Here is a 12,597-nt window from a genome sequence, read left to right as displayed (position 1 = left end):
AGCTTCCTTATGCCTTGTTCAGGTTATCTAGCTTCATCTGCAAGGCTGGGCTTGAAGTCGCTCCGCCGTTGTCCAGAGCCGACTGATAGGCGCTCTTAGCCTTATCGGCTTCGCCTTGACGCACCAGGAAATCACCTTTTAATTCATCACGCTGTACGGCAAACGATGGCGTGTTCAGCTGCTCCAGGGTCGTCAACGCCGTTGCCAGCTGGCCTTGCTCGGCCTGCACGCGGGCAAGACGCAGGGTAGCAACCGCCACCAAGCCTTCTTCTGGCTTGCTGATGAGGATCTGCTTCAGGGCCTGTTCGGCCTTGTCCAGCTCACCGGCTTCTACCGCGGCCTTAGCCACGATAAGTTGTAGTAGTGCCTGATAGCCCTGCTGACCGTCATGGTCTTTAGCAAAGCTCTCGGCGGCTGCCAGCATGCTAGAGTCGGCTTTGACCGAGTTGCTGATGGTTTGGAAGGCTTCAGAGGCTTCTTCTGCCTGAGCCACCTTGTAATCTGAATAGTAGTTCCAGCTGTATAGACCACCCAGGCCTACCACGGCACCGATGACAATCGAGTTGCCATAGTCTTTCCAGAACTGTTTGATAGCATCGACTTGTTGTTCTTCTGTGCTATAAATTTCCACGTTTCTCTTCCTCTTTAAATCAGTTCTGCAACGTAAGCTGCTAACGAATCCTGTGCAACTAATTCTTGTTCTTTCTCTTCACGCAGATATTTGAGCGCCACCTGACCGTTAGCCAGTTCGGTCTCGCCGATCACTATAGCGAGTTTGGCGCCGCTCTTATCGGCACGTTTCATCTGCTTCTTGAAGTTACCGCCGCCGCAGTGAGTCATCACCTTGAGGCCGTCCACTTCACGTAACTGTTGCGCCACCTTGATGGCCGCGATACGACAATCATCGCCCATGGCGGTAACATACACATCTACCGGACCCGATACGTCGTCGGTCAGGCTTAAGGTTTCCAGCATCAGGACGATACGCTCGAGCCCCATGGCAAAACCGACTGCCGGGGTGTCTTTGCTCCCTAGCTGGCCGACCAGACCGTCGTAACGACCACCGGCCAACACTGTGCCCTGGGCACCTAGGCTATCGGTGACCCACTCGAATACGGTGCGGTTATAGTAATCTAAACCGCGCACCAGACGAGGGTTAATTTCGTATTGGATGCCAACGGCTTCAAGTAGTTCACACAAATATGCAAAATGACCACGACTTTCTTCGCCGAGGTAGTCCATCAGCGCCGGGGCATCGCCCAAGAGCGCCTGAACTTCAGGGTTCTTGCTGTCGAGCACACGTAGCGGATTTGAATACATGCGGCGCTGGCTGTCTTCGTCCAGCTTTTCTTTGTGCTGCTCTAGGAAGGCAATCAGGGCCTCACGGTAGGCGGCGCGCTCCTCGGCGTCCCCCAGGGTGTTTAGCTCAAGCTTCACGTGCTGACTGATCCCCAGCTTCTGCCACAGGCGGTGAGACATCATCAGCACTTCGGCGTCGATATCGGCAGAGGCAATACCATAGACCTCGACACCAAACTGGTTAAATTGGCGGTAACGCCCCTTCTGTGGACGCTCGTGGCGGAACATAGGTCCCATGTACCACAGACGCTGCTCCTGGTTATATAGCAGGCCGTGCTCGTTACCCGCACGTACGGTAGAGGCCGTGCCTTCGGGACGTAGCGTCAGCAGATCGCCATTGCGATCGGCAAAGGTGTACATCTCTTTCTCGACGATATCTGTCACTTCGCCGATAGAACGTTTGAACAGGTCGGTACTCTCTACGATGGGGGTGCGGATCTCGCTGTAACCATAGGCCGCAACGGTATCACGCAACACTGCTTCTAGTTTTTGCCATAGCGGGCTCTGGGTCGGCAGAATATCGTTCATTCCGCGAATCGCTTGAATCTGTTTTGCCACTGTATCAACTCGTCCGAAATTTAGCTGTAAAAAATAAAAAAGCGCCTCGCATTATAGGCGCATCATCAATAAACGCAAAACCAGCGCGGCGCGCCAGTGAGCTGCGCCACAATCGGGGCCGTTTGCCCCGGATTCTGCGCAGCAAGCAAAGGGTTATTCCGTGATATCGGTTGTCGGAATACGTGCGTCGACGCTGGCCACCTTGGCGCGGATCTTCGCCTCGAGCTGATCGACGATATGCTCGTTATCGAAGCGCTCTTTCTGACGCACGCCGTCGTCGTAGTAGCCGCTCTTACGGTTACCACCGGTTAGGCCAATATCCGATACCAGGGCTTCGCCCGGGCCGTTGACCACACAACCTATGATAGAGACGTCCATAGGGGTCACCACATCTTCCAGGCGACGCTCCAGCTCGTTCACCGTGGCGATCACATCAAACTCCTGACGCGAGCATGATGGGCAGGCGATGAAGTTGATGCCACGTGAGCGAATACGCAGGGATTTGAGGATATCGAAACCGACCTTGATCTCCTCGACGGGATCGGCAGCCAGCGAGACACGCAGGGTGTCGCCTATGCCTTCGGCCAGCAACATGCCTAGGCCCACCGCCGACTTCACGGCGCCGGCACGGGCGCCACCGGCCTCGGTGATCCCAAGGTGTAGCGGCTGTTTGATCTGCTTGGCCAGCAGGCGGTAAGACTCCACCGCCAGGAAGACGTCGGACGCCTTAACGCTCACCTTAAACTGATCGAAATTGAGTCTGTCGAGAATATCCACATGACGCATGGCCGACTCGAGCAAGGCCTCCGGGGTCGGCTCCTTGTACTTGTCCATCAGATCTTTCTCTAACGAACCGCCGTTAACACCGATACGAATAGGGATATTCTTGTCGCGGGCGCACTCCACCACGTTACGGATACGCTCTTCGTTGCCTATGTTGCCCGGGTTAATACGCAGACAATCTACGCCATATTCCGCCACCTTGAGCGCGATACGGTAATCGAAATGAATGTCGGCGATCAGCGGGATCTTAGTCTGCTGCTTAATCACCTTGAACGCCTCGGCGGCATCCATGGTCGGCACAGAGACACGTACGATATCGGCGCCAACATTTTCCAGCGCGCGGATCTGAGCCACCGTGGCCTCCACATCTGTGGTGCGGGTGTTGGTCATAGATTGCACGGCGATGGGCGCGCCATCACCGATAGGCACATCGCCCACATAGATGCGTGTCGAAGGGCGGCGAATGATTGGGGACTCGTTGTACATCTTAATTCACTCTTTTACTTCAAAGATTGACGGCGTTACCGACCGTCAGTCTGGCAACTCGGCCACTGGGATACTTAGCCAGATCGATTGGTTCACCATTGAGGTGCATGGTCAATGACTGCGGCGCCCCCAATATAACCTTAAACGGCGCCTGACCATAGACATTCATCTCTTTGCCCGCCAGCTTAAGGCCATTAACGAGTACCTTGCCGTTGGCATCGGTCACCTTGATCCAGCAATCGCCGCTCAGACTCAGGGCCAACTCGGCATCATCCACGGCCTGAGCCGTGTCATCTGTCCTGGATGACTCGAGGGGTTGAGGCGCTTGAGACTGAGAGATTTGGGACTGGGCCGCTTGGGATGCTTGAGTGGCTCGCGTTAGGGGCTCGGCGGTTGCAGGCTCTGCTGCCGATTCAGTAACAGTCGGTTCAGTAGCCTTCTGTTCCGTAGCTGTCTGGCTCAAGGATGCGCGTGGCATCTCGATACCCGTATCGGCCTGTGGATCCTGGGCGGACATCAGGCTAGGCTCTGCAGACAGCTCGGCGGCTTCTTCCACCGATGGCTTGGAGAGATCCAGATCCGCCACCATGGCCGACTTTTGCACCCACCAAAGTACCAGTAAGGCTAATAAGACGAAGATGATCAAATAAGTCACCAACATCAGGCGACCATCTCTGGCCTGACGCGTGGTCTTGCGGGAGAAGCTCTGCATGGTAGGGGCATCGACCACAGGAAAGCTTTCGGCCAAGTAGGCATCTACCCTGGCCATCTCCAGGCCCAGGATTCGGGCGTAATTCTTCACATAACCTTTGACATAGGTTGCCGACGCTATGTTGTCATAGTTGTCCGCCTCGAGATCTTTAACAATCGATGGGCGCAGATTGAGTCTCTCGGCCACGCTGGTTAAAGTCATCTGGCGCGACTCACGCGCCGCCTTTAACCACTGGCCCAGGGTTTCACCGGTTTCCTTTGGTTTCTCAGCATCATCCTTGAGCATATCGATTTGATTATCAGTCATTAGTGCATGCTAGCTCTATACTGCTTGGCCTCATTGGAAGCGGGAAACTTAGCCAGGAGAAGAATGCCAAATTTTCTCACCGCTTCAGGGTCATTTAGGCCTTGCTCAATTTTAATTCCCAACGCCAGACTCTGAGCCGATTCGGGCACCACTCTATGGTAACGCGCCAAACCTTTCTTGGCGGCGGAGTAGTTCCCCAGATCCAATTCGATCTCAGACAATTCTAATAGGGAGTTGGCACGACGCGGGTCATAGTTAAGTGCCATCTCGAAGTAGCGTTGTGCTTTTTGTAGATCACCCGACTTGCGGCTACAGATCCCCAGGTTTTCATAACTGGAGGCCGAACGGGTGTATTTGGGCATCTTTACTGCCCGAAGAAACATCTCTTCGGCCTGGTCGTATTTTGCCTGCTGGCAGAGAAACACGCCGAAGTTATTCATGGAATCGCCGCTGGCATCGCTGGCGTTGATGGCGTTGCGATACGCCTTCTCGGTCAGGGCTAATTCGCCAACCGATTGATAGTAATAGGCTAAGGCCACGTGTACATCTTCGATGTTAGGGGCAAACTCGAGTGCCTTATCCAGATTGTACTTGGCTTGTTCGCTGTAGCCCTTTTGCAGGTAGGTCAAGCCCAACTGCACCCGTTGACGGGCCGCAGCAACGTTGTCGAAGGTTCGCTCTTGAACGGGCACATCTGTGCCACTGTATGTTCTCTCAGTTACGCATCCTGACATCAGCGTCGAAGTCAGGATGACTAACAGGGTCAATGTTGGCTTTTTGCTTAACATTCGCAAGCCTATCTAGTAGCAGATACAATAAGTTAGTTTATTGTGACTGAAATCTGACTATCTTGCATGCGTTTTTTCGCTAAACGTTTGGTTCGGTCGCGAATATCCCCGGCTAACTGGCCACAGGCCGCGTCAATATCGTCTCCGCGGGTCTTACGGACGATGACGGTAAGGCCATATTCCATCAGCACCTTAGAGAATCTGTCGATACGTGAGTTCGATGAACGACCATAGGGCGAGCCCGGATACGGGTTGAAGGGGATCAGGTTGATCTTACAAGGCGTATCCTTCATCAACTTGGCCAGCTCATGGGCCTGATCGGTGCTGTCGTTGATATGATCAAGCATCACATATTCCAGGGTCACACGGCCGCGGTTAGCATTAGATTTGGCCAGGTAACGACGGATCGCCGCCAAAAACTCCTGTAACGGATACTTCTTGTTAACCGGTACCAGCACGTCACGCAGCTCATCGTTGGGCGCGTGAATGCTCACCGCCAGCGCCACATCCAGGTTATCGCCTAGGATATCCAGCGCAGGCACCACGCCCGAGGTCGATACGGTCACGCGGCGCTTAGACAGACTGAAGCCGAAATCGTCCAGCATGATGTCGATAGCCGGCATGACATTTTTCAGATTCAACAGCGGCTCACCCATGCCCATCATCACCACGTTAGAGATGGGACGCTCGCCGGTTTCTTTCTGGAAACCAAGAAAGTGAGACACGCGCCAGATCTGGCCGACAATCTCAGACACGGTAAGGTTACGGTTAAAGCCCTGCTGGGCGGTAGAGCAGAAGGTACACTCGAGGGCACAACCCACCTGTGAAGATACACACAGGGTGGCACGGTCATCTTCCGGGATGTAAACGGTCTCTACCTCCTGACCATTACCCACATTGATGGCAAACTTAATGGTGCCATCGGCAGACTTCTGATAGCTGGAGATCTCTGGAGCCACCACCTCACAACGCGCGGCCAATTTGGTACGTAACGCCTTGTTGATGTTAGTCATCTGTTCGAAGTCGCTGACGCCAAAATGGTATAACCACTTCATCAATTGATCGGCACGAAAAGGCTTTTCACCCATCTCGGTAAATAGCGCTCTCAATCTCTTACGATCGAGATCCAATAAATTGATCTTTTTTTCACTCATTTTGACTAACCTCAACACCAAAACCTGCCACAGGGCGGCGAATTATACAGATATCAATAAATTTTAGCCAGTAAGGAAATAGACTATGCTAGAATCCCCCCAAGCTAATATTGGCTTGCTACTCGGAGTTGTTTTACCTCCCCCATGATAACCCTTATTGTTATTGTCTTTGTCGCTATCGGGATCTCTTTTCTCTGTAGTGTATTCGAAGCCGTGCTTCTGTCTGTTACACCTAGCTTTATTGCGAACCTAAAAGAAACCCATCCCGCGGCGGCCGAGCGTTTGAGCCACCAGAAGGAGAATGTGGAATCGCCACTGGTTTCTATCTTGACCCTAAACACTATTGCCCACACCGTAGGTGCCGCCGTTGCCGGTGCGCAGGCAGCCAAGGTGTTTGGCGACGAGATGCTGGGTGTCTTCTCTGGTGTGCTGACCTTTCTTATCTTGTTCTTCTCAGAGATCATTCCAAAGACACTGGGCGCAAACTACTGGCGCAGCCTGGCCCCGAGCGTATCTCTGGTGCTGCTGTGGATGGAGCGCATCACTAAGCCGCTGATCTGGATGTCTCAGCAGGTCACTCAGAAGCTCGGTAAGGGCGACGATGGTCAATACATTCGTCAAGAGATGAGTGCTATGGCCAAGATAGGTCACGAGTCGGGTGAGCTGGACGAACAGGAATCTATGATTCTGACCCAGATGCTGTCGGTCAAGGAGATGCCGGTGACCGCCATCATGACCCCGAGAACCGTGATGTTCAGCGTGCCGGCTTCGATGACCCAGGCCGAGTTTGCCAAGCTTCATAAGAAGAGCCCCTTTACCCGTATCCCGGTTTTCGATGGCGATCGCGACAATATCGTGGGTTATGTCAACCGCAACACCATCTTGTTGTCGGAGCGAGACACCCCCATGGCGCCTATCTCTGCGGTACGGCGTAACCTGGTGATCGTGCCGGAAACGGCCAAGATCTTGCCGCTGTTCCAGCTGATGATTAAGCGCAACACCAAGATCGCCATGGTGGTGGACGAATATGGTAGTGGCCACGGTATTGTCACCCTGGAAGATATTATCGAATCCCTGCTGGGCTTAGAGATTGTCGACAGTAATGACCCTGTGACCGATATGCAGCAACTGGCGAGACGCCTTTGGAAACGCCGCATGACTCACAAGGGCATACGCATCTCGGATGAGGGCTCGTCGGAAGATGAGGATCTCCCCAAAGGCGAACAGCAAGCCACCAGTATCACAGAGGCCGAGCCGCTGGATAAGGTGAGCAAATAACTTAAGAAAAGTTAATAAAGGGAAGCAAATGCTTCCCTTTTTCATTTAGCCCTGCTGAGGTATACTTGCCCGCTTCACAAATGAGGCCTACATGACCAACAGATACTCCCTAAAGCTTGCACACATCAACGACACCCACTCTCACTTCGATCCTTCGCGCGTCCAGTTTCTGCTCAGCCATGAGCAACAAAGTTATGAGGTCTATAGCCACAGCGGCGGCTATGCGAGGATCGGCTATCAGGTGCAACAGGCGCGCAGTCAGGCGGCCGATGCCGGGCAAGATTTTCTGTTTCTTCATGGGGGCGACAGCTTTCAGGGCACCCTCTACTTCAACCAGTTTAAGGGCGTGGCCAATGCCGATCTGCTCAACCGCCTAGCACCCGATGCCATGGTCCTCGGCAACCACGAGATAGACGCTGGCAATCAGCCGGTTAAGCAGTTTCTCGATAACATCAATTTTCCGCTGCTGGCAGGCAACATGGATCTCAGCCAGGAAGATCCCCATAAGCAAGACAAGCTGACTGGGCACCCCAAGCTGTTTGACTATATTCCCGAACACCGCTCGGCCAAGGTACTCTTAAAGCCGTTAGGCGATAGACAGCTTGCCATCATAGGCATCACCCTAGATCAAATGAAAGAGATCGCCAGGCCAGATGAAGATACTCACTTTGCCGACGCCATTGAGACCACGGCCAATACTGTAGCCACGCTAAAGGCGCAGGGCATAGATCATATCCTGGTACTGAGCCACTTAGGCTGGGATAAAGACAAAATATTAGCCCAAGAAGTGCCGGGGATCAGCTTGATCGTCGGTGGTCACTCTCACACGCTTCAGGGCAACTTCAGCGCCATCGGCCATAATGCGCTGCCCTATGGCTATCGCGTCGACAACACACCCATACTACATGCGGGCAAGTATGCCGAAACCCTGGGGCTGTGTGACCTAGAGTTTGACGACCAAGGCCTGGTGACCTCCCTTGCCGGACACAACTACTTCATGCTCGACAAGCACCTGCTTATCGAAGGAGAGCAAGAGGTCACTGCCGCCACCTATGACGCACTCAAGCAGCAGCTCATGGCGCATCCCGGAATCTTATGGGATGACGAACTCACAGAGATCAATCAGGTGATCACCCAGCACTATCGCCCGGCCATCGACGCGCTGGAGCATCAGGTGCTGGGATTTGTGCCCAAAAACCTGATCCACACCCGCCTGCCCAGCAAGGCACTGCCCCACGGCAGCGAGATCGCCCCCTGGGTCTGTAAGAGCATCTATCATGAGGCTCGCAACCTGGACATTCAGGTAGATTTTGCCCTGCACAATGCCGGCGGTGTCAGACAATCGCTCAACAAGGGCACGGTGACCATGGCGGACATTCTCGGGCGACTGCTCCCTTTCGCCCTGCCCTTGGTGAAATATCGCATCCAGGGCCGTTACCTGTATCAAACCTTGGAGTCGGCCATCAACTCGGCCACCAATAACAGCATTACCGGCACAGGTGCGGGAAGCTTCCCCTATACCTACGGCCTTAAATATTGCTACGACGGCAGACAGCCGCTGGGCGCCCGCATCCTGCAACTGGAGATCTTGACCGAAATAGCCGGTGAGATGCAGTGGCATAGCGTGATGCCAGACCGCTTGTATAGCGGCGTATCCTCGGCCTACACGGCGTCGGGCAAGGAAGGTTATCAGGCGCTACTTAGCGCAGAACAGCAAGAATCAATTGAGGCGCTTACCCTGCCCCAGGCCTTCATCCGCTTCATGCAGCGAGAAGAGGGGCTACACGGCGTCATGCCGCCTCATGTGTTATACACGAGTCACCTGGATGGCCATTAGCGCGAGCTATAAAAGACTAGAAAGTTTGGCGCCTTGCTGGCCGGCTAAGCATGCCTAGGTTATCGCGAGGGTATGGTGAGGGTATTGCAAGTGGCTAAGCGAGGGGCTAAACCAAGGACTTTGCCAGAGACTTTACCAGTGACTTTGCCAGGTAGTAGGCCATAAATACCTGGCCGGCCTTTTCCTGATACCGCTTGTGTCGCAGCGCAAAACCCTCTGTCACAAACAGTGGCCGCGACAGGCTGGAGGCATCAACCCTTAGCTCATCCATCCCCTGCGAAACCGCCCAGGATTCGAGTTGTTGCAGTAACTGTCGCGCAATCCCCTGTCCCTGATATTCAGGGTGCACATAGAGGCTGTCGATATAACCCCGCGACGCATACTGGGTCTCGACATTGATGAAACCGACACAGCGGGGATACTCCCCCGTCATGCAAGCGGTATCGACGGCCAGCCAGGCCTGAGAGCGGGTCAGGCGCTTATGCCAGTGATAACCGGAGCGCGGCGCCTGGGACCAGGCAAGTTTCTGCGCCGCACTGTAATGGGTCTCATCGATGGCGCGCACCGCCAGATGATAGACCTCACTGACCGCTTTGCTATACCCCTTACGATAGGGAATTATCTTAATCATCGCCTTGTTCTATCGATACGTGTTCTATCTGTATGCGCTTTGTCTATAAGTGCTTTGTCTATAGGTGCTCTGTCTATATCAGGCAGAGAAGCTCAGGCGCTCGTCGCCCCTTTGCCAATCCATACGGCCACCTGTTTGCGTAAATTGCAGCTGATTTTAGTCCCTATTAGGTAAAAAAATAGTGCCGATAACAAGTTATCGGCACTATTTCTTATATTCATCCGGCTACTTAGCCGCGCAAATTACTTCTTGTCGATGCGACCCACAAACAAGAGTTCATCGAAGGTGCGGTTAAGTGTCTTGCTAGTAAAGTCATTCATCCACATCTGCTCTTGAACGACAACGACGTCACCTTTTTTCACCTCGGCCTGGGGTCCTGCCGCCCAGAAAGTCTTATCGGCCTCTTTGATCTGCACATAGGTATAACCGCCACCATTCATGGTATCGACCACAGTACCTTGATGCACTACACCAGCCGCCCAGGCACTCGAGATCCCCAGGGCTAAGGTGGCCGCAGCGGCTAAACGAACTAATTTAGTTATCATTGTCATTCCTTAAGTGTTTGCCTTTAACCCCTGCATTAAAACATGGCCTTAGCCATAAATCTCTACCCGGAGCTCTTAAAACAGCATTCAATGAATCAGTTTTAGATCAAGCTCTCATTCCCGAATTTTATCCCTGCTTACGTGGAACTAATAAAGGCTTGAGCATGCCCTCCAGACCATTGAGCTTCACCTCATAGATCAGCGCCAACTGCTGACCTAACTTCCCCTCGGGAAAGCCTTTACTATGAAACCAGACTAAATAAGGCTCTGGCAGCTCGAGTAAGCGTAACCCGGCATATTTACCAAAGGGCATTTTTTGATTTATCGCCTCGATTAAGGCCTGTTGATCCATCTTGACTATCCTAAACGGCTATCGGGAAAAGTACGCGGCCCAGCTTACGTGACTACAGGCGTCAAACCAAGAAGCTTTGACGACATCGCAATTACACATGCTCATTTCCCGCGCGTCGCATTGAAACATAAGGTAAATTTTTGCAGCGACAAGCCAACCGACTTCAAAGTTTTAGCCATTACAGATATAACATTTGGAAATATAAAAACCAAAAAGCAAACAAAACAGAAATAAGAGTAGGGTGAAAGTCTTACGCTTTTAAGGCATAAGTATGAAAAACTAGCCGCTAAAACCAACACAAAAACAGTAAAACACTGTTTTATAAAAGCTTAAAGATAACTTTTTACTCCAAAAGCCCTTAGCGTCAAATATCCGCCAAACAAGCCGAAACGTCAACTTAATGACAAGCGCCACAATCAAAAAAAACGTCAATTTTCATGTAGTTGACCAACAATTAATTAACACCTAAATTGGAGTCATGCCCAAACAGGTGAGATCGCGAGATAGCAGTACATCACTTGGGAACCTAACAACAAACATCGGCAATCATTGGCAGTCGAGAGGAAATAGAATGATCATTTTAGTTGGCGGTGAAAAAGGCGGTAGCGGAAAGAGCTGTTTAGCCCAAAACATAGCGGTATTTCTCACTGTAGAATGCGGCGCGTCGGTCATCATGGTCGATTGTGATCCCCAGCGGACCACCTCGGACTGGATTCAAGCTCGTAACAACAACGGCACCCTGGCCGGCATCAACTGTGTACAGCTCTACGGCAAGATACGTAACGATCTGCTCAGCCTAGAGCAGCACTATGACTATGTGCTGGTCGACTGTGGTGGCCAGGACAACCTGGCACTGCGTGCCACCATGTCGGTCGCCTCTCATGTGTTGATGCCACTGCGTCCGAAGCGCAGAGACTTGAAAACCGTGAGCCACATGGATGATATCGTCGCGACCTGTATGATGATTAACCCTAAGATGCGCGCATCTTTCGTGATCACCCAATGCCCTAGCCTGCCAAACCAGGCTAACCGCATCATGGAAGCCAAAGAGGTGTGTAAGACGTACGACATCAACGTACTCGACGCCATCACCTACAGCCGAAACATTTATGATGACAGCGAAGAATCGGGTCTGTCTGTCATGGAAACACAACCAAAAGGCAAGGCCGCCGAAGAGATCCGCAGCATCGCCTGTGAAATGTTACAGGCTTCCAGTGCCACAGAAATTCGCAATCGTCTCGCCGAAAAACAGATGGATAAGTTAAGGGGTAACTATGGGTCTGGCCGATCTCAAGAAAAGCTCTACGCAGTCTAGTGCCGCGAGACAAAACCGTAAGCTACTGAATATTTCGCTCGATGCCTTGATCGATGACTTCATCGACGATGCGACCCACTATGCCGCCGGGCAGCCGAGCAATGTACAGCAGATGGCCGAGGTTATCGACTTAGAAACGGGTTTCGATGGTGATTTTTTAAATCGCCACGCATCTCAGGCGACACCTAAGGTGGTGCCCAAGGGAACAGGGCCTTATCGCAAGGCGACCTTCACCCTGAGCGAGTCTGCTATCGCGCACCTTGCCGAATTGGCCAGCGGCTGCGATGTAGCTAAGTCGAAACTGATCCGTTTTCTCATCGAGCATCATTACTCGTTATCTGAGAGTGAGCGGCAACAGAAGGAACAATCAATCATAGTCGATTAAATTAGGCGATTAAATTAGCCGATTACATTAGTCGATTAACATATATCCCCAGACGCGCTGGGCACATCATCACCCAGCGCGTCGCTCCTTTCAGCCCGTCTCCCTAAC

13 protein-coding genes are annotated in these 12,597 nt (G+C 52.6%); 4 read left to right on the top strand and 9 right to left on the bottom strand.

Annotated features, from left to right (window positions below):
• Positions 1–7: 7 nt before the first annotated feature.
• The 6 genes from L1D47_RS04820 to L1D47_RS04795 form a co-directional block, all read right to left on the bottom strand.
• Positions 8–631 carry a tetratricopeptide repeat protein gene (locus L1D47_RS04820; protein WP_239882784.1) on the bottom strand — a complete coding sequence of 208 codons (624 nt, stop codon included), beginning with the start codon at positions 629–631 and terminating at the stop codon, positions 8–10.
• 14 nt (positions 632–645) lie between these two features.
• The gene (gene hisS, locus L1D47_RS04815; protein WP_239882783.1) at positions 646–1,917 is read right to left on the bottom strand and encodes a histidine--tRNA ligase; all 1,272 of its coding nucleotides are present in this window, start codon (positions 1,915–1,917) and stop codon (positions 646–648) included.
• A 153-nt stretch (positions 1,918–2,070) separates the two neighbouring features.
• On the bottom strand, positions 2,071–3,186 hold the full coding sequence (gene ispG, locus L1D47_RS04810; RefSeq protein WP_239882782.1) for a flavodoxin-dependent (E)-4-hydroxy-3-methylbut-2-enyl-diphosphate synthase: 1,116 nt from the start codon (positions 3,184–3,186) through the stop codon (positions 2,071–2,073).
• 19 nt (positions 3,187–3,205) lie between these two features.
• Complete coding sequence (locus L1D47_RS04805; RefSeq protein ID WP_239882781.1) at positions 3,206–4,204, bottom strand: RodZ domain-containing protein; 999 nt, start codon at positions 4,202–4,204, stop codon at positions 3,206–3,208.
• Positions 4,204–4,992 (bottom strand): type IV pilus biogenesis/stability protein PilW, encoded by a 789-nt coding sequence (pilW, locus tag L1D47_RS04800; protein ID WP_239882780.1) that lies wholly within the window; start codon positions 4,990–4,992, stop codon positions 4,204–4,206. The genes L1D47_RS04805 and pilW overlap by 1 nt, the downstream gene beginning before the upstream one ends.
• A 32-nt stretch (positions 4,993–5,024) precedes the next feature.
• Positions 5,025–6,146 (bottom strand): bifunctional tRNA (adenosine(37)-C2)-methyltransferase TrmG/ribosomal RNA large subunit methyltransferase RlmN, encoded by a 1,122-nt coding sequence (locus L1D47_RS04795; protein WP_239882779.1) that lies wholly within the window; start codon positions 6,144–6,146, stop codon positions 5,025–5,027.
• A gap of 144 nt (positions 6,147–6,290) precedes the next feature.
• Here L1D47_RS04795 and L1D47_RS04790 point away from each other — a divergent pair, with 144 nt between their 5' ends.
• A complete protein-coding gene (locus L1D47_RS04790; protein WP_041510540.1) occupies positions 6,291–7,424 on the top strand; it encodes a hemolysin family protein in 1,134 nt (377 codons plus the stop codon).
• Between the two features lie 91 nt (positions 7,425–7,515).
• Positions 7,516–9,261: a bifunctional metallophosphatase/5'-nucleotidase gene (locus L1D47_RS04785; RefSeq protein WP_239882778.1), complete on the top strand. Its 1,746-nt coding sequence runs from the start codon at positions 7,516–7,518 to the stop codon at positions 9,259–9,261.
• A gap of 106 nt (positions 9,262–9,367) precedes the next feature.
• Here the strand turns inward: L1D47_RS04785 and L1D47_RS04780 are convergent, their stop codons facing one another.
• The 3 genes from L1D47_RS04780 to L1D47_RS04770 form a co-directional block, all read right to left on the bottom strand.
• Positions 9,368–9,892, bottom strand: coding sequence for a GNAT family N-acetyltransferase (locus L1D47_RS04780; protein ID WP_239882777.1), 525 nt, complete (start codon positions 9,890–9,892; stop codon positions 9,368–9,370).
• A 242-nt stretch (positions 9,893–10,134) separates the two neighbouring features.
• A complete protein-coding gene (locus tag L1D47_RS04775) occupies positions 10,135–10,437 on the bottom strand; it encodes a hypothetical protein (RefSeq protein ID WP_011865085.1) in 303 nt (100 codons plus the stop codon).
• Positions 10,438–10,564: 127 nt separating this feature from the next.
• A complete protein-coding gene (locus L1D47_RS04770; protein ID WP_041510537.1) occupies positions 10,565–10,789 on the bottom strand; it encodes a DUF3820 family protein in 225 nt (74 codons plus the stop codon).
• A gap of 571 nt (positions 10,790–11,360) precedes the next feature.
• Here L1D47_RS04770 and L1D47_RS04765 point away from each other — a divergent pair.
• Both L1D47_RS04765 and L1D47_RS04760 read left to right on the top strand, forming a co-directional pair.
• On the top strand, positions 11,361–12,104 hold the full coding sequence (locus L1D47_RS04765) for an AAA family ATPase (protein ID WP_041510536.1): 744 nt from the start codon (positions 11,361–11,363) through the stop codon (positions 12,102–12,104).
• Positions 12,064–12,489: a CopG family transcriptional regulator gene (locus L1D47_RS04760; RefSeq protein ID WP_239882776.1), complete on the top strand. Its 426-nt coding sequence runs from the start codon at positions 12,064–12,066 to the stop codon at positions 12,487–12,489. Before L1D47_RS04765 ends, L1D47_RS04760 begins: the two co-directional genes overlap by 41 nt.
• Positions 12,490–12,597: the final 108 nt, after the last annotated feature.

Source organism: Shewanella sp. Isolate7 (assembly GCF_022398425.1).
In the GTDB taxonomy this organism is placed as follows: domain Bacteria; phylum Pseudomonadota; class Gammaproteobacteria; order Enterobacterales; family Shewanellaceae; genus Shewanella.
The sequence above is the reverse complement of the archived record's forward strand: the minus strand, read 5'-3'. Positions and strand labels throughout refer to the sequence as shown.